General features: G+C 68.6%; 16 protein-coding genes. 12 read left to right on the plus strand and 4 right to left on the minus strand.

All coding sequences use genetic code 11. The features are described from left to right. The first annotated feature begins 183 nt into the window (after window positions 1-183). A complete protein-coding gene (locus SB786_RS04015) occupies window positions 184-1,587 on the plus strand; it encodes a spinster family MFS transporter (RefSeq protein WP_410726301.1) in 1,404 nt (467 codons plus the stop codon). Between the two features lie 224 nt (window positions 1,588-1,811). Continuing rightward, a complete protein-coding gene (locus SB786_RS04020) occupies window positions 1,812-2,792 on the plus strand; it encodes a PDR/VanB family oxidoreductase (RefSeq protein WP_410726302.1) in 981 nt (326 codons plus the stop codon). Window positions 2,793-2,916: 124 nt separating this feature from the next. On the opposite strand, the gene SB786_RS04025 is transcribed toward SB786_RS04020, so the two are convergent. Further along, a complete protein-coding gene (locus tag SB786_RS04025; RefSeq protein ID WP_006759008.1) occupies window positions 2,917-3,837 on the minus strand; it encodes a LysR family transcriptional regulator in 921 nt (306 codons plus the stop codon). Window positions 3,838-3,976: 139 nt separating this feature from the next. On the opposite strand from SB786_RS04025, the gene SB786_RS04030 reads away from it, so the two are divergent. The 3 genes from SB786_RS04030 to SB786_RS04040 all read left to right on the plus strand — a co-directional run bounded on the left by SB786_RS04030 (window position 3,977) and on the right by SB786_RS04040 (window position 6,212). Then, window positions 3,977-5,260, plus strand: a complete 1,284-nt coding sequence (locus SB786_RS04030) for an aromatic ring-hydroxylating oxygenase subunit alpha (RefSeq protein WP_410726303.1) — start codon at window positions 3,977-3,979, stop codon at window positions 5,258-5,260. Next, a complete protein-coding gene (locus SB786_RS04035; protein ID WP_410726304.1) occupies window positions 5,257-5,760 on the plus strand; it encodes an aromatic-ring-hydroxylating dioxygenase subunit beta in 504 nt (167 codons plus the stop codon). Before SB786_RS04030 ends, SB786_RS04035 begins: the two co-directional genes overlap by 4 nt. A gap of 65 nt (window positions 5,761-5,825) precedes the next feature. Continuing rightward, complete coding sequence (locus tag SB786_RS04040; protein ID WP_410726305.1) at window positions 5,826-6,212, plus strand: tautomerase family protein; 387 nt, start codon at window positions 5,826-5,828, stop codon at window positions 6,210-6,212. 71 nt (window positions 6,213-6,283) lie between these two features. Here the strand turns inward: SB786_RS04040 and SB786_RS04045 are convergent, their stop codons facing one another. Continuing rightward, the gene (locus tag SB786_RS04045) at window positions 6,284-7,846 is read right to left on the minus strand and encodes an ATP-binding protein (protein WP_410726306.1); all 1,563 of its coding nucleotides are present in this window, start codon (window positions 7,844-7,846) and stop codon (window positions 6,284-6,286) included. Between the two features lie 452 nt (window positions 7,847-8,298). Between SB786_RS04045 and SB786_RS04050 the strand changes: the two genes are divergently transcribed. Genes SB786_RS04050 through SB786_RS04070 form a run of 5 tightly spaced genes read left to right on the plus strand, consistent with a single transcriptional unit; the run spans window position 8,299 to window position 12,430 of the window. After that, entirely contained in the window at window positions 8,299-9,486 is a 1,188-nt protein-coding gene (locus SB786_RS04050; RefSeq protein WP_410726307.1) for an acyl-CoA dehydrogenase family protein, read from the plus strand. 53 nt (window positions 9,487-9,539) lie between these two features. After that, entirely contained in the window at window positions 9,540-9,917 is a 378-nt protein-coding gene (locus tag SB786_RS04055; RefSeq protein WP_011660268.1) for a hypothetical protein, read from the plus strand. Window positions 9,918-9,925: 8 nt separating this feature from the next. After that, window positions 9,926-10,474 carry a nuclear transport factor 2 family protein gene (locus SB786_RS04060; RefSeq protein WP_410726308.1) on the plus strand — a complete coding sequence of 183 codons (549 nt, stop codon included), beginning with the start codon at window positions 9,926-9,928 and terminating at the stop codon, window positions 10,472-10,474. A 31-nt stretch (window positions 10,475-10,505) separates the two neighbouring features. Next, the gene (locus SB786_RS04065; protein ID WP_410726309.1) at window positions 10,506-11,630 is read left to right on the plus strand and encodes an amidase; all 1,125 of its coding nucleotides are present in this window, start codon (window positions 10,506-10,508) and stop codon (window positions 11,628-11,630) included. A 56-nt stretch (window positions 11,631-11,686) separates the two neighbouring features. Next, window positions 11,687-12,430, plus strand: coding sequence for an SDR family NAD(P)-dependent oxidoreductase (locus tag SB786_RS04070; RefSeq protein WP_410726310.1), 744 nt, complete (start codon window positions 11,687-11,689; stop codon window positions 12,428-12,430). Between the two features lie 165 nt (window positions 12,431-12,595). Here the strand turns inward: SB786_RS04070 and SB786_RS04075 are convergent, their stop codons facing one another. Beyond that, window positions 12,596-13,228 carry a response regulator transcription factor gene (locus SB786_RS04075; protein WP_410726311.1) on the minus strand — a complete coding sequence of 211 codons (633 nt, stop codon included), beginning with the start codon at window positions 13,226-13,228 and terminating at the stop codon, window positions 12,596-12,598. A gap of 333 nt (window positions 13,229-13,561) precedes the next feature. Between SB786_RS04075 and hpaC the strand changes: the two genes are divergently transcribed. Continuing rightward, window positions 13,562-14,107 (plus strand): 4-hydroxyphenylacetate 3-monooxygenase, reductase component, encoded by a 546-nt coding sequence (gene hpaC, locus SB786_RS04080; RefSeq protein ID WP_410726312.1) that lies wholly within the window; start codon window positions 13,562-13,564, stop codon window positions 14,105-14,107. Between the two features lie 62 nt (window positions 14,108-14,169). Here the strand turns inward: hpaC and SB786_RS04085 are convergent, their stop codons facing one another. Next, the gene (locus SB786_RS04085; protein ID WP_410726313.1) at window positions 14,170-15,420 is read right to left on the minus strand and encodes a YbfB/YjiJ family MFS transporter; all 1,251 of its coding nucleotides are present in this window, start codon (window positions 15,418-15,420) and stop codon (window positions 14,170-14,172) included. 671 nt (window positions 15,421-16,091) lie between these two features. On the opposite strand from SB786_RS04085, the gene SB786_RS04090 reads away from it, so the two are divergent. Beyond that, a complete protein-coding gene (locus SB786_RS04090) occupies window positions 16,092-16,214 on the plus strand; it encodes a hypothetical protein (protein WP_006752127.1) in 123 nt (40 codons plus the stop codon). The last annotated feature ends 18 nt before the right edge of the window (window positions 16,215-16,232 follow it).

Here is a 16,232-nt window from a genome sequence, read left to right on the forward strand (position 1 = left end):
TTTTCTTTATCCGGGTCGGTAAAGGTCCGTGTGGCGCGGCTGTCACTCCGGCTATGGCGGCCGAATTTGGCCGACTACGCTGCGTCTCCGACACGTGTCACCCGCACGCTTTCGCGCCGCGACGGCGCCCGGCCCGCGAGGCCGGCGCCGCGCCTTTCCACCGCCCGCTCCTGGAGAATCCGCATGTCCGCACCCACGGCCCGCGCTGCCGACGGCAAGCGCTATACGTACGAATGGTATGTCGTCGTCATCTGCATGCTCGCGTACGTCTTTTCGTTCGTCGACCGCCAGGTGCTCGTCCTGATGATCGAACCGATCAAGCGCGACCTGCACCTGACCGACACGCAGTTCAGCCTGCTCAACGGCTTCGCGTTCTCGCTGTTCTACGCAGTGATGGGGTTGCCCGTCGCGTATCTCGCCGACCGCTACGCGCGCCCGCGCATCATCGCGCTCGGCATCGCGCTGTGGAGCGTGGCGACCGCCGCGTGCGGGCTCAGCCAGCAGTTCGTGCAGATGTTCGTCGCGCGCATGGGTGTCGGCGTCGGCGAGGCCGCGCTGTCGCCCGGCGCGTATTCGATGCTCGCCGACTACTTCCCGAAGGAGAAGCTCGGCCGCGCGATCGCCGTGTATTCGCTCGGCTCGTTCATCGGCGGCGGCGTCGCGTTCCTGATCGGCGGCTACGTGATCGCGCTGCTCAAGCACGCGAGCGCGTTCACGCTGCCGCTCGTCGGGCAGGTGCATGCGTGGCAGGTCACGTTCCTGATCGTCGGGCTGCCGGGGATCTTCGTCGCGCTGCTGTTCGCCGCGACCGTGCGCGACCCGCAGCGCAAGGGGCTCGCGCAGGATCGCTCGGGCGCCGTGCGGCGCGTGTCGATGCGCGATTCGCTGCGCTTCGTCGGCACGCATCGCGCGACCTTCACGTGCCACTACCTCGGCTTCTCGTTCTATGCGATGACGCTGTACTGCCTGCTCAGCTGGACGCCCGCGTTCTATATCCGCCGCTTCGGGATGACGGCCGTCGAAGCCGGCTACACGCTCGGCATCGTGCTGCTGGTCGCGAACACGGCCGGCGTGTTCTGCGGCGGCTGGCTCAACGACTGGCTGCTGCGCCGCGGACGCAGCGATGCGCCGATGCGCGCCGGCGCGATCGGCGCCGCGTGCATGGTGATTCCCGCGACGCTGTTCACGCAGCTCGACAGCCTGCCGGCGTCGCTCGCGATGCTCGTCGTCGCGATGTTCTTCGCGTCGTTCCCGATGCCGACCTCGACCGCCGCGATGCAGACGCTCGCACCGAACCAGATGCGCGCGCAGATCTCCGCGCTATTCCTGCTCGTGTCGAACCTGATCGCGCTCGGCATCGGCACGACCGTCGTCGCGCTGTTCACCGATCGCGTGTTCGGCGCGCCGGCGGCGGTCGGCCATTCGATGTCGATCGTCAACGTCGTCGCCGCCACGCTCGCCGCGCTGCTGCTGGCGGCCGGATGCCGGCAGTACCGCCGCAGTCTCGAGCGCGAGCGCGGCCATGCGGCGGCATCGGCTTCGGCTGACGCGGCCGTCGACGGCGGCAACGCCATTGCCGCTCGCTGAAGTCGCGCGGTTCACCGATCGCGTGGTCGGCGCACCGGCCGCGCGATCGCCGCAACGCTGACCGGCGACAAGCGGCACGCCCACCATTATCCATCTCGCTTATTCATGCATCGGTTTTTAATCGATTTGATTTATGCAATGCCCATCCCTATTCTCGATTGCATGACGGCGCGGAGCTCTGCCGCGCCGCTTTCCTCCGCTTTCCTCTACCCCACGGAACACCCATGCAAGCGAACCGCCACCAGGTCCGGATCGATGCGCTGATCGACGCGGCGCAGGACATCCGCTGTTTCCGGGTCTCGCGCGTCGACGGTCAGCCGTTCGACGCGTACGAGCCGGGCGCCCATATCGACGTCACCGCGCCGTCCGGCGTCACGCGGCAATATTCGCTGTGCGGCCGCCCCGACGAGCGCGGCAGCTATCTGTTCGCGGTGAAGAAGGAAGCGCGCTCGCGCGGCGGCTCGCGCTCGCTGCACGACGACGTGTGCGTCGGCGCCGAGCTGTCGATCGGCGCGCCGCGCAACCTGTTTCGTCTGACGGACGACGCGAGCGAACATGTGCTGATCGCGGCCGGGATCGGCATCACACCGCTGCTGTCGATGGCGTATGCACTCGAGCAGCGCGGCGCACGCTACCGGTTGCACTACTTCGCGCGCAGCCGTGAACACGCGGCCTTCGTCGACGAACTGTCGGCCGCCCCGTTCGCCGCGCACGTGACGTTCCACTATGGAATCGAGCCCGACGCGCTGGCGGCCGAGCTTGGCCGCTGCGTCGAAGCGATCGATGCGCACGCCCATGTGTACACGTGCGGCCCCGGCCCGTTCATGGATGCGGTCGTCGCGGCGGCGTCAATGAGGATTCCCGAGGACGCGATTCATCTCGAACGCTTCGCGGCGGAACCGGCCGCGGCCGATGCCGCCACGGATGCCGCGCCGGCGCAAGGTTTCGAAGTACGGCTGCAGCGCAGCGGGCAATCGGTGCGCGTCGCGCCCGACACGTCGATCGTCGACGCGCTCGCGCGCATCGGCATCGAGGTCGATACGTCATGCGGCGAAGGCGTGTGCGGCACCTGCATGGTGCCGGTGCTCGACGGCGAGCCCGATCATCGCGACCACTGCCTCAGCAAGGCCGAGCGTGCGAGCAACACGGTGATCTGCTGCTGCGTGTCGCGTGCGCGCTCGGCGGTGCTCGTCCTCGATCTCTGATGCGATAACGCGACGATGCGCGGATGCATCGCGTCGGCCCGCGCGTCGATCTCGGATGCGCTGATGCGCTGATGCGCTGATGCGGCGATTCGCGAGTGCGTCGCGACGGCCCGCGCTCACGCGCTCACGCTTCGTCGAAATGCTCGACGATCTCGGCGAGCAGCGCGCGCATCCACGCGATTCCCTCGTCCTCGTGAAAGTGCTCGTGCCAGTGCATCGTGACCGGCGCGGGCGGCAGCGTCACCGGCAGGTCGTACAGCCGGAACGCGTTGCCGCGGTTCAGGATCTGCGCGAGCCGCGTCGGCAGTGTCGCATAGAGATCGGTGACCGACAGCACGCTCGGCAGCGCAACGAAGTGCGGCACTTCCAGCGCGATGTTGCGGCCCACGCCCTGCGCGCGCAATGCGTCGTCGAGCGCGTGGTGGCTGTGCTCGACCGATTTCACGTTGACATGCGCGGCGCGCACGAATTGCTCGAGGCTCAGCGCCGCGCCGGCCGGCAGCCCGCGCCGGCGGCCCGTCATGCACACGTAGGTTTCCTCGAACAGCACCTGATGGCGCGTGCGCGGCATCAGCTCCGGCAGGTTGCCGATCGCGAAGTCCAGCCGGCTCGCGCGCAGCGCCTCCTCGATCTCCTCCACCGGCAGCGGCTGCACGCTCAGCGTCACGCGCGGCGCGCGCTCGCGCAGCGCCTGGCAGATCGCCGGCAGGTACGCCATCTCGCCCGCGTCCGACAGCGACAGCCTGAACGTGCGCGTGCTCGACGCCGGATCGAAACGCTCCGCATAGCGCAGCGCGACGCGCACCATGTCGAGCGCCTTGCCGACGATCCCCGCGAGTTCGAGCGCGACCGGCGTCGGCTGCATCCCGGCGCGTGTGCGCACGAACAGCGGATCGTCGAACAGCGTGCGCAACCGCCCGAGCGAATAGCTGACGGCCGGCTGCGACAGCGCGAGCCGCTCGCCGGCCTTGGTCAGGCTGCGCTCCTCGACGATCGCCTGGAATACCCGCAACAGGTTCAGATCGAGATGATCGACCGATGTCATCGTGACCTCCATCATTTGCCGTATTTATTTGATCGGCAATTTTAGATCAATTTGACGGATATGCAGCAGAAGTCGAGACTGGTCTCCCGACGCTGCGCACAGCGCGGCCCGACTTCGCGACTCTTTCCCCACGACGACGATGAGCGACATTCCCTATCAGACGATCGACACCCGCGCGTTGCACGGCTTCGCGCAGCCCGACCGCATCGCGCCCGCGATGTATCACGACCCCGCGCTGTTCGAGGCCGAGCTCGACCGCATCTTCTACCGCACCTGGATCTGGGTCGCGCACGACAGCGAATTGCCGAACCCGGGCGACTTCGTCACGACGACGATCGGCCGCCAGCCGGTGATCGTCGTGCGCGACAAGACCGGCGAGGTCAACGTGCTGCAGAACCGCTGCCGCCATCGCGGCGCGACCGTGTGCGAATCGCACAAGGGCAACGCGAAGGGCTTCACGTGCCCGTATCACAGCTGGTCGTACGCGCTCGACGGCACGCTGCGCGCGCTGCCGTACGGCGACGGCTACGAAGGCGTGTGCGAGAAAGGCGACCTGCCGCTGGTGAAGCTGCGCGTCGGCGTATATCAAGGGCTGATCTTCGCGAGCTTCAACGACGACATCGAACCGCTCGACGATTTTCTCGGCGGCGCGAAGCCGTGGATCGACCTGTTCATGAAGCAGGGCGCGGGCTACCCGATCAAGGCGAACGGCGAGCACAAGTTCAAATTCAAGGGCAACTGGAAGATCCAGCTCGAGAACACGACGGACCTTTATCACTTCCCGGTCGTGCACAAGTCGTGGATGAAGTCGATCGACGACGAGACGGCCGCCGCGATCACGAGCTTCATGACGAGCGAGCACGCGTTCTGTCGCGCGCTCGGCAACGGCCACAGCCTCGCGGTGCTGATGCCCGAGCTGATCGACCTCGACGAAGACGACGGCGCGCCGCTGCCCGAGCGCTTCGCGCCGCTCGCGGCGACACTCGCCGAGCGCCACGCGCCGGACGAAGTACGCCGCATCGTGCGCTCGCTGCTGGGCGTCGGCTTCAACCTGAACCTGTTCCCGAACCTCGCGCTGTCGATGGCGTTCTTCCGCGTGCTGCGGCCGATCTCCGCGAACGAAACCGAGATCCGCCACGTCGCGCTCGCGATGGACGGCGGCCCCGACGAAGCGAACCGCGAGCGGCTGCGTATCCACGAGCACTTTCAGGGCCCGTTCGGCTTCGGCAGCCCCGACGACGCGGAAGCGTGGGAGCGCGTGCAGCGCGGCGCGCATGCGGGCCCCGACGTGCCGATCCTCGTGAACCGCGGGCTGAACCGCGAGACGACCGCCGCGAACGGCGAAAAGACCGCGCATGCGACCGACGAAACCGGCATGCGCGAGGCCTACCAGCAATGGCGCAAGATGATGGAGCAAGCATGATGGACGACCGCAACGCCCTTTTCTCGCAGCAGACCTTCGCCCGCGCGGTCGAATTCGTGTGGCGCGAAGCCGAGATGCTCGACCGCCGCGACTATCGCGCGTGGCTCGACCTGTGGGATCCCGCCGGCCACTACGTGGTGCCGATCGATCCCGACGCCACCGATTTCGCAGCGACGCTGAACTACGTGTTCGACGACCAGGACATGTGCGAGAAGCGCGTGCAGCGGATGCTGTCCGGTTACTCGGCGTCGGCAAGCGACGCGGCGCGCACGGTGCGCACCGTGTCGCGCTTCACGCTGGAAAGCAGCAGCGCCGGCATCGTCGAGCTGAAATCCGCGCAGGTCGTCGTCGCGTACAAGCGCGGCGTCGCGACGCTGTTCGCGGCCGACGTCACGCACAAGCTGCACGTCGATGCCGAAGGCGACATGCGCATCGCCGAGAAGGTCGTGCGCCTGATCGACTCCACCGAAGCGCTCAGCGCGATCGGCTTCCTGCTGTAAGCCGGGGCCGGTTCACCGCCGCCAGTGCAAAGGTGAGCCGGCAACCTTCACCTTTGCGGACCATCATGCCCACACTCGAAGTTTTCCTGCCGGCCGGTCATGACGATGCATGCAAGGCCGAGCTGATCGCGCGGCTGTCCGGCGCGACCGTCGACGCGATCGGCGCGCCGATCGAATCGGTGCGCGTGCTGCTCACCGAATTGCCCGCGACCCATATCGGCCTCGGCGGGCGCACGGCCGCCGACGGCGCGCCGCCGTCGCTGCCGGTGATCGTCGCGATGCTGATCGCCGGGCGCACCGACGAACAGAAACGCGCGCTGATCGCCGCGCTGTCGGACGCCGGCGCGAACGTGCTCGATGCGCCGTTGCACGCGACGCGCGTGATCATCAAGGACATCCCGAACACCGACTTCGGGATCGGCGGCCAGACCGCGCGAGCGCTGGGGCGCTGATCGTGTGCCGCGCGTCGCAGTCATGCCGTGGCGCACATGAATCACGTGAAGCACGTGCAGCAACGCGCCGGCTACGCCTGCGTGTCGGCCAGCGGCAGCGTCACGCGGCAGTCGAGCCCGCCGCCTTCGGCGGGGATCGCGCCGATGCGCCCGCCGTGGCGCGTGACGATGCTCTTGCACAGCGACAGCCCGATCCCGTTGCCGCCGGCCTTCGACGACGAGAAGCCGTCGAACAGCCGGTCGTGCGCGCCTTCCGCGACCCCAGGGCCGTTGTCGATCGCGCGCAGTTCCGCCTGCCCGCCGACGTTCGCGGTGCCGAGCGTCAGCGTGCGCGGCGTGCACGGCGTGCGCTCGCAGCCGGCGAACGCCTCGATCGCGTTGAACGCGAGGTTAAGCACCACCTGCCCGATCAGCACGCGCTCGCAGCGGATCGGCAGCGGCGCATCGGCCTGCACGATCGCGACCGTCACGCCCGCCTCCTTCGCACGCAGCTCGATGAAATACGCGACGTCGGCGAGAATTTCGCGCAGGTCGGCGAGCGCGACGACGGGTTCGCGCTTCACGATGAACTCGCGCACGCTCTTGATGATCAGCGCCGCATGCTCGGCCTGCCGGTCCGCGCTGCGCAGCCCCCAGATCGCATCGTCGACGGCGCCGCGCGCGTTCAGCCGCCGCACCGCACCCTCGATGAAGTTGCGCACGGCCGCGAGCGGCTGGCTCAACTCGTGCGCGATCACGCTGGCCATCTCGCCCATCGCGTTGTAGCGGCCCGCATATTCGAGCATGCGCGCCTCCGCACGCCGTGCGTCCTCGATCGCGACTTCGTCGCTCACGTCGCGAAACTGCACGAGCAGCCCGTCGAGATCGCCTTCGATCTCGACCTGCCGGCACAGGATGCGCAGCCAGCACGTCGATCCGTCGCGCCGCACGATCCGGTAGCGCTGCGGCTCGGACGGACACGCGCACGGCGCATCGCGCAACTGCGCGACGAGCCGGTCGCGGTCGGCCGCGCCGCAGTAGTCGAGCACCTCGCCGAGGGCTTCGTCCGGCGCGAGCCCGAGCACGCGCCGGCCCGACTCGCTGATGAACTGCACGCGGCCGTGCGGCGTCACGACCGCGATTCCTTCGTCGAGATCCTGCATGAACTCGCGCAGCCGCGCCTCGTAGCGGCGCAGTTGCTGGCGCACCGCCTCTTCCGCGCTGATGTCGCGGAACTGCACCATCACGACGTCGCGCCCGCGCAGCGGCACGTAGGTGGCGGTCGCCTCCGACAGCATGTCGACGCCCGTGCGCGACCGGTAGCACCACTCGTACACCTGCGGGCCGTCGACGAGCGCGCGATCCCACGCGCTCACGGCAATTTCGCGACGGTATTTCGGTTCGGGACGCGTCATGTCCTGCGCCTTCAGCGGCAGCAGCTCCTCGACGGAAAAACCGAGCGCGATGCACGCGGCGCGGTTCGCCCACACGATCGCCCGGGTCTGCGCGTCGTGCAGCAGCACGCAGGTGGTCAATGCGTCGAGCAGCCGGTGGAAGTCGTCTTCGTCGGGAAAACTCATGATCGGATTCGGATGAAGGCGCGCGGCGTCGCGCGGCCGGATGTCCAACATAGCACCGGCGCGCGCGGCCCGCATCTGAAGATTTCTTTAGTCCGGCACGGAGCGACACCAGTCACGCGGCCCTACGCACCAATTGCTGCGGGTTTTCGACGTTTCTAGACTAGGGTCTGTTTACATATGGAACGCACATGCGAATGCCCGAAATCGCTCGTCCCCCAAGGGGACTTCCTTCGGGGCGTATGGCAAGAAGTGAGGAGCGCCGTTTGGCCGAGCCAAACAAGCGACGAGCGACGCCGCCATACGGGCGATTTCGGGCATTCCCGTGACATGAATTTTTTAATTTGGGGTTGCCACGAGAACGGCCGCTCGCCGCGTTGCGCTCCTTGCGAATACGTCAGTATTCGCGGCGTCGCGCGCCTCGCGAGCGGCCGTTCTCGTGGCAACGCATGCGCGTTCCATATGTAAACAGACCCTAGCCCATGCATCGTCTTGCCCCCGCAACCGAACCCCATCCCCAGGAGACCGCCATGCCCAACGCCGCCATCGACGCCGCGCCCCCCTCGCCGCACGCGGTCCGTGAAGCGGCCGCGCGGGTGTCGCCGCTCGACGCCGTGATCGAGACCGTCGCCGCACGCCGCGACGAATTCGACCGCCTGTCGCACGTGCCGCGCGACGTGATCGCGCTGTTCAAGGAAGCCGGCATCTATCGCGCGGGCACGCCGCGCCGCTTTGGCGGCGACGCGCTCGCGCCGGGCGCGTTCCTCGACATGATCGAGCGGATCGCGACCGCCGACGGGTCGGCCGCGTGGGTCGCGAGCTTCGGCTCGGCCAACGTCTATCTCGCCGCGCTGCCGCTCGCCACGCAGGCCGAGCTGTACGCGAGCGGCCCCGACCAGGTGTTCGCGGGCGGGCTGTTCCCGGTGCAGCCGGCGCAGGCGGCTCCCGGCGGCTGGCGCGTGAACGGCACGTGGAAGTTCGCGAGCGGCTGCAAGGGCGCCGACTGGCTCGGCGTCGGCATCGCCGTGCCCGGCGCGCAGGACGCCGCGCCGAACAAGCCGCGCACGGCCGTGTTCCGTGCCGCCGACGTCGAGATCGTCGAGAACTGGAGCGTGGTCGGCATGCAGGGCACCGGCAGCCACGATCTGCGCGTCGGCGATCGCTTCGTGCCCGAAGCGTGGACCTTCGTGCGCGGTGGCGACGCGACCGTCGACGAGCCGCTGTACCGCTATCCGACCGTCGCGTATGCGGCGCAGGTACTCGCCGTGGTCAACCTCGGGCTGGCCCGCGCGGCGCTCGACGTCGCGAACCGGATGTCGGGCGGCCGCCAGACGACCACCGGCGCGCCGCGCCTCGCCGATCGCGCGTATTTCCGCATCGAGCTCGCGAAGGCCGAGGCGCAGTTGCGCTCGGCGCGCGCGTTCTTCTACGACGCGACCGACTCGGTCTGGCAATCGATCCTCGCGGGAAACCCCGTGACGCCCGAGCAGGTCAGCCTGCTGAGGCTCGCCGCCACGCACATCGCCCGCGAAGGCGCGAGCGTCGTCGAGCGCGCGTATCGCCTCGGCGGCACGGCCGCGATCTATCGCACGCATCCGCTGCAACGCCTGCTGCGCGACGCGATGGTCGTCACGCAGCACGCGTTTCTCGGCGAAGGCAACTTCGACGGCGCGGGCGCGGTGTTCACCGGCGTCACGCCGTTTCCCGGCTATCTGTAATCCGCGTCGCTTCGCCGCGACGCCATTCAACGCATTCTTCAGGAGAACATCACATGTCCGATTCGAATCCGCTGCCGCTGCGCGTGCTGTTCTGCTGCGGCGTGTCGCAAAACTTCTTCGACCTGCCGCGCGAGAAGATCGGCGAAGTGTGGCAAGCGTACGGCGCGATGCTCGCCGCCGTCGAGGCGATGCCCGGCGTGCGCGTGCTCGGCGTGATGGATGACGACCGCCTCGTCGTCGGCCAGGCCGATGGCGCGCCGTGGACGTTCTACATCATGGCCGACGTCGCCGACTTCGACACGACGGTCGCGGTCTGCAACCTGTATCGCACGACGCCCGTTGGCGAATACAACCTGTGGCGCTACGGCAAGATCGAGGCGCGGGTCGGCCGCGCGCTGACCGTGCCGCCGGCCGCGCGCCCCGCGTCGTGAGGCGCGCGATGACCGGCTCCGATTCGGCCCGCTCGATCGATGCACGCGAATTGCTCGATGTGCTCGAAGTCCTTGAACGGCGCGTGGCGATGCTCGACGCCGAACGCGCGGTGCGCGCGACGATCACGCGCTACATGGCGCTGTGCGACGTGCCCGAGGATGCCGGCGACGGCCCGGCGCTCGCCGCGCTGTTCACGGCCGATGCGGTGTGGGAAGGCATCGGCCCGCAGTACGCGCGCAAGTTCGGCCGCCTCGACGGCACGGACGCGATCGTCGCGATGCTGCGCCGCTATCTGCCGCCGGAGCCGCATTTCGTGGCGAACCTGCACTTCCTGACGTCGGAGTCGATCGACGTCGGCGCCGATCTCGCGACCGCGCGCGGCCGCTGGATCATGCTGCAGGCGTCGCGCCAGGTGGACGGCACGGCCGAGCTGATCGCCGCGCGGCTGACCATCGACTTCGCACCAGCCGATGGCGGCGCCTGGCTGATCCGCCATTTCCGCACCGAGCGCGTGCTCGACGGCCCGTGGCCGCTCGCCGCCGCGCCGCGCGCCTGAACCTTTTCACTCCGACGCACGCCATCGCACCATGACAGGCTTCATCGACACCTTCACGCTGGGCGGCCCGGGCCCGACGATCGCGATCAAGGACACGATCGACATCGCCGGCCATCCGACCCGCGCGGCCAGCCGCGCGCTCGCCGACGCGCCGCCCGCCGCGCGGCACGCGGACGTGGTCCGCCTGCTGCTCGACGCCGGCTGGCAAATCGCCGGCAAGGCGAACATGCACGAGCTCGCGTTCGGCATGACCGGCATCAACGACTACACCGGCACGCCGGTCAATCCGCAGGACCCGGCGCGCATTCCGGGCGGCTCGTCGAGCGGCTCGGCGTCGCTCGTCGGGCTCGGCCTGGTCGACGCCGCGCTCGGCACCGATACCGGCGGCTCGATTCGCGGGCCGGCCGCCTGCTGCGGCGTGGCAGGGCTCAAGCCGACGTTCGGCCGCGTGTCGCGGCGCGGCGTCGCACCCGCCGACACCACGCTCGATTGCGTCGGGCCGTTCGCGCGCGACGTCGATACGCTCGCGGCCGTGATGGCCGCCATCGCACCGGGCTTCGACCGCGCGCGTGCGGCAGCGGCCGTGGCCGGCTGCACGATCGCGCGCGTGATCGTCGATGCCGACGCGGCCATCGTCGCCGCGCTCGACGCGGCGGTGTGCGCGTCCGGCCTGCGCGTGCGCGAAGCCGTGCTCGACGAGCTGCCTGCCGCGTTCGCGGCGGGGCTCGCCGTCATCAACGCGGAAACGTCGCGTGCATTCGGTCATCTCGTCGCAATCGGCAAGCTCGGCGCGGATCTCGATGCGCGGCTGCGCACGGCCGCGACGACGACACCGGCCGCACTCGCGGAAGCCGAAGCCGTGCGCGCGCGCTTCACCGCGCAGGTCGATGCCGCGCTCGAACATGCGGACGTGCTGGTGCTGCCGACGCTGCCCGCGTTGCCGATCACGCTTCGGCAGGCACGCGACGGCGTGTCGGTGATTGCGATGTCGTCGCTGATCCGGCCGTTCAACCTGAGCGGTCACCCGGCGCTCAGCCTGCCGCTGCCGCTCCCGGGAACGCCACTCAAGGCCGGCTTGCAGATCGTCGGACGCAAGGGCGCGGACGAACACGTGTGCGCCGTCGCCGCGCACTTCGAGGCGGCGCTCGCCGCCTGAACCACGATGCGGGCGCCGCTTCGGCCACGCGCCCGCGAACCAGGGAATCACGCACCATGTCAGACCGAGTCGTCCTCGTCACCGGCGCCGCGCGCGGGCTCGGCGCCGTCATCGCCGAACGCTTTCATACGGCCGGCTATCGCGTCGCGCTGGCCGACATCGCCGCCGACGCCATTCAAGCGCATGCGCGCGAACTCGACCCGAGCGGCGAACGCGCGATCGCGCTGCCGCTCGACGTCACGTCGAAGCGCGACTTCGAAGCCGCGCGCGACGCGCTCGTCGCGCGCTGGGGCACGATCGACGTGCTCGTCAACAATGCCGGCGCGTCGAAGGTCGTGCCCGCGATGGAGATCACGGCCGAGCAGTTCGATCAGGTGATCGACGTGAACCTGCGCAGCGTGCTGTTCGGTTGCCAGGTATTCGGCCAGTACTTCGCGACGCGCGGCGCGGGCCGCATCGTCAACATCGCGTCGCTCGCCGGGCAGAACGGCGGCTCGGCGACGGGCGCGCACTATGCGGCAGCCAAAGGCGGCACGCTGACGCTGACCAAGGTATTCGCGCGCGATCTCGCCGCGCAGGGCGTGACCGTCAACGCGATCTCGCCGGGCCCGCTCGACTTGCCGATCGTCCACGAGAGCGTCGCACCCGAAAAGCTGCGTCAGGTACTTGCAAGCCTGCCGGGCGGCAAGCTCGGCTCGGCCGGTTTCGTCGCGGATGCGGCAGTGCTGCTCGCGTCGGGCGACGCGCATTTCGCGAACGGCGCGTGCTGGGACATCAACGGCGGGTTGTACATGCGTTGAGCGGTGGCACGCATCGAGCGCGCGGAGCCGTGCGGTGCCGCGCGGGATGCGCGATGCGGGTGGGGTATTCGATGCACGTGGCGCGCGCGTGGGCTACGTCGCATGCTTGGCGTGCTTCGTGTGGCGCGGCGTGTGTGCGCAAGTCCGTCCGCGTGCAGCCCGACGCTAGCGTGACGATTCCCCGTCGCCGCCCCACACGACCATCACGTCGCGCACGAGCGCGGCGATCGACGTCGCGCCGAGCTTCTCCTTGATGCTCGCACGATGCACGTCGACGGTCTTCACGCTGATCGACAGGTCCGACGCGATCTGCTTGCTGCCCTTGCCGTCCACGACGCCGCGCAGGACTTCCTTCTCGCGCGCGGTCAGCGCATCGAGCCGCTGGCGCAGCTCGCGATGATGCCGGTCGACCGCGTGCCGCTGTTGCGCGAGCCGCAGCGCGCGTTGCACGCGCTCGAGCATCTGCTGCGAGTTGTACGGCTTCTCGACGAAGTCGATCGCGCCGTTCTGCAGCGCGCGCACCGACATCGGAATGTCGCCGTGCCCGCTGACGAAGATCACCGGCAGCGTCGCGCCGCGCGCATTCAGCTCCGCCTGCACGTCGAACCCGCTTTTCTCCGGCATCCGCACGTCGAGCACCAGGCACGCGGGCAGGTTCACGTCGAAGCGCGCAAGAAAGTCGGCGGCATTCGCGAATCCTTCGGACGCGATGCCGACCGATTCGAGCAACCAGGCGAGCGACGTCCGCATGCCGCTGTCGTCGTCGACGATGTATACGATCGGAGCGGGTGACGTCATCGGGGTGTCTCGCAAAACATCGGTATCGGTATCGCACGCGCCGCATATCAGGCAAGCGTCGTTCGTCGGGGGTATGCGGCACATCATAACGAGCCGAAAATGCGCTGAATACCCCTTCACATGCCGCGCGAACGCCCGATCGCAGTTTTTTTCGCGCGCCGCGCCGCGCATCTAGGTAGAACCTTTAGACGCGTTGGCGGGAACGCCAGCTTCAGCATCAATCGTGCGAATGTTCGCCGGCTTTTTCGTCACGTACGCTTGGGTCATCGTCGACGATCCGATGCCGCATCGATACCATGCACGATCGCCGCACTCATCCAATCAGGAGCGCCCATGTCCGCCACGACCGACACCCCGCAATCGGCGCGCGCCGAACCCAGCGACGCGCAACAGGCCTTCCGGCAAGCGATGGCCCACCTCGGCGCGGCCGTCAACGTGATCACCACCGCGGGGCCGCACGGCCGTTGCGGAATCACGGCGAGCGCCGTCTGTTCCGTCACCGATGCGCCGCCGACGCTGCTCGTGTGCCTGAACCGGTCGAGCGCGATGCACGCGATCTTCGAGCGCAATCGGCACGTGTGCATCAACGTGCTGCCGGCCGAGCACGAACTGCTCGCGCGGCATTTCGCGGGACTCACCGAGTTGCCGATGGAGCGCCGCTTCGAGCTGCCGGTGTGGGATCGCGGCGCGCAGGACGTGCCCGTGCTGCGCGATGCGCTCGCGAGCCTGCAAGGGACCATCGCCGAGATGAAGGAAGTCGGCTCGCATTCGGTGATGTTCATCGAGGCGACGTCGATCCGCGTGCGCCACGACGGCGACAGCCTCATCTACTTCAGCCGCGCGTTTCATCGTGTGTCGCGCACGGCCTGCGTGCGGTGACCGGCGCGTGACTGCCGGCTAGGGCCTGTTCACGCTAACAACGGGCTTGCGAACGTGCCCTTCTAGGCGGATGCCCGCAGCGCGCGCTGTCCGGCCGCGAGCGCCGCACCCGCGAACAGCGTCAGCGCCGAATACACGAGCCCGCGCGCGAGCCCCGCGCTGTCCGACACCCAGCCGATCGCGACGGGGCCCGCGATCTGCCCGAACGCGAACACCGTCGTGAACGCGCTGATGCCTTTCGCCCAGCCTTCCGGCGGCAGGTTGTGACGCACGAACGCGGTGGTCGCCGCGACCGCCGACAGGAACGTCGCGCCGAACAGCACGCCCGACGCGAACGCGGCCGCCGGATGCACGAACAGCGCAGGCATCAGCGTCGCGACGCCGAGCAATGCGTTGAGCACGGCGAGCGCCTGGCCGCCGCGCATCCGGTCGAGCAGCCCCGACCACAGCCGCGCCGACACGACGGTCGCCACGCCGAGCGTCACGTAGAACGCGGACACGACCGTCCCGCTCATCCCCGCGCCGCGCAGCAGCGCGACGATGAACGTCATGTAGCCGATATAGCCGACGCCGAACAGTCCGTAGCCGGCGAGCGCGAGGGCGAAGCGCGCCGGGTGCGCGGTGGCGGCCGGCGCGGTGCCGTCGCGCCGCACGGCCGGTGCCGCATGCATGCGCTCGATGCGGCGTGCCGCCGACACGGCTGCAGCGGAGAACAGCACGCACGCGAACGCGAGCGCGAACCATGCGGGTTGCCAGCCGTGCGCGCGATGCACGAGCGTCGCCGGCACGAGCAGCGACGACGCGACGACGCCCCATCCCGTGCCGCCGTAATAGAGCCCGAGCAGGAGCCCCGCATCGCGCGGCGATGCGGACGCGAGCCGCGCGGCCAGCACGCCGCCGCTGATGAAGATCAGCGCGCTGCCGACGCCCGTCGCGAGCCGCTCGACGAGCAGCGCGTTCATGCCGGACGTGAGCCCGCATGCGGCCATCAGCAGCGCGGTCAGCGCGCAGCCGGCCGCCAGCAGCGTGCCCGTGCGCCAGCGCCGCGACAGGAACGGGAAAATGAGCGCGCCGATCAGGTAGCCGGCCGCGTTCGCGGTGTTCAGCGCGCCGGCCTGCGCGAAGGTCCAGCCGAGATCGGCCTTCATCGGCGGCAACAGCAGCGCATATGAGAAACGTGCGAGGCCGAGCGCGATCGCGCTGCCGAGCGACAGGCGGATCGCGAGCCGCCACGCGGCCATGCGGTCGGCTTCGGTGGCGCCGGCATCCGGCCGTGCTCGGCCGGCATGCTCCGGTTGCGGCGCTGCGCGCATCGCGGTGTCTCCATCGTGGTTCGAGGCCGGGCCTGAGGGCCTCGGGCCTGGGTTCCGCAACGCCGACGCGGCTTGACGACCGTTGGCCGTGGCGGCGTCGCTGCGGATTCCGTGTTGTGGCAGGCGCCGGTCCCGACTGCCGGACCGGTGCGCCGATCGACCGATGATACTTGACCGGCCGATGAGCGCTGCCTGCACCCGGCCAGCTCGAGACCATCGTCGACGCAATTGCCCGCTTCGGCGCGGTCACGACTTCACTGGTGCTCCGGTCCGAGCCCGTCAAGCCGCTCGGCAAGGCGCTGCTGGGTTGAAACCGGTAACGATCCGGCGACGCAGGCATCGTTCGCGAATGATAAAAATCGAAACGATCGGCGCAATTGGACTTCGGATTTAAAAAATCATGTTGATCGATTTATCGCTCATGCCCCGATATTCAATAAAAAATCGCCGCCACCGAGATTCGATTCATTCGCATTGATCGCGCGATGTGCAGCAAACCCGCGTGTTTAGCATGCTTTGGCTAAAAACATAGCAACGCATTGCATTCGGTAAATCGTCAGACTAATATCGACGCCACTCGCCCGGTATTCAAAAAAATTCCGGATGAGGGCGGTAATCCCTTTACCGCGCTTTCATGTTGAATCACTCATGTTTACCACAGGAGAATTGACATGCAGGAAACCCGGCAAATCGAATTGCTTGACTGGATGCAGGAAGACACGCACCCCGAGGCCGTCGACATGATGGTGGAGGATGCCGTGGTGCCGTTCGGCACCGCGCTCTGGCCGGTCTGAGCGGCCAGCCCGTTCCCG

Origin of the sequence: Burkholderia sp. SIMBA_062, from assembly GCF_046534765.1 — a bacterium.
Classification (GTDB): domain Bacteria; phylum Pseudomonadota; class Gammaproteobacteria; order Burkholderiales; family Burkholderiaceae; genus Burkholderia; species Burkholderia ambifaria.

Bases quoted from the DNA above. Each gene is read 5' to 3' on its own strand.
- SB786_RS04015 (WP_410726301.1), top strand. From the start codon at position 184: ATGTCCGCACCCACGGCCCGCGCTGCCGACGGCAAGCGCTATACGTAC.
- SB786_RS04020 (WP_410726302.1), top strand. From the start codon at position 1,812: ATGCAAGCGAACCGCCACCAGGTCCGGATCGATGCGCTGATCGACGCG.
- SB786_RS04025 (WP_006759008.1), bottom strand. From the start codon at position 3,837: ATGACATCGGTCGATCATCTCGATCTGAACCTGTTGCGGGTATTCCAG.
- SB786_RS04030 (WP_410726303.1), top strand. From the start codon at position 3,977: ATGAGCGACATTCCCTATCAGACGATCGACACCCGCGCGTTGCACGGC.
- SB786_RS04035 (WP_410726304.1), top strand. From the start codon at position 5,257: ATGATGGACGACCGCAACGCCCTTTTCTCGCAGCAGACCTTCGCCCGC.
- SB786_RS04040 (WP_410726305.1), top strand. From the start codon at position 5,826: ATGCCCACACTCGAAGTTTTCCTGCCGGCCGGTCATGACGATGCATGC.
- SB786_RS04045 (WP_410726306.1), bottom strand. From the start codon at position 7,846: ATGCGGGCCGCGCGCGCCGGTGCTATGTTGGACATCCGGCCGCGCGAC.
- SB786_RS04050 (WP_410726307.1), top strand. From the start codon at position 8,299: ATGCCCAACGCCGCCATCGACGCCGCGCCCCCCTCGCCGCACGCGGTC.
- SB786_RS04055 (WP_011660268.1), top strand. From the start codon at position 9,540: ATGTCCGATTCGAATCCGCTGCCGCTGCGCGTGCTGTTCTGCTGCGGC.
- SB786_RS04060 (WP_410726308.1), top strand. From the start codon at position 9,926: ATGACCGGCTCCGATTCGGCCCGCTCGATCGATGCACGCGAATTGCTC.
- SB786_RS04065 (WP_410726309.1), top strand. From the start codon at position 10,506: ATGACAGGCTTCATCGACACCTTCACGCTGGGCGGCCCGGGCCCGACG.
- SB786_RS04070 (WP_410726310.1), top strand. From the start codon at position 11,687: ATGTCAGACCGAGTCGTCCTCGTCACCGGCGCCGCGCGCGGGCTCGGC.
- SB786_RS04075 (WP_410726311.1), bottom strand. From the start codon at position 13,228: ATGACGTCACCCGCTCCGATCGTATACATCGTCGACGACGACAGCGGC.
- hpaC (WP_410726312.1), top strand. From the start codon at position 13,562: ATGTCCGCCACGACCGACACCCCGCAATCGGCGCGCGCCGAACCCAGC.
- SB786_RS04085 (WP_410726313.1), bottom strand. From the start codon at position 15,420: ATGCGCGCAGCGCCGCAACCGGAGCATGCCGGCCGAGCACGGCCGGAT.
- SB786_RS04090 (WP_006752127.1), top strand. From the start codon at position 16,092: ATGCAGGAAACCCGGCAAATCGAATTGCTTGACTGGATGCAGGAAGAC.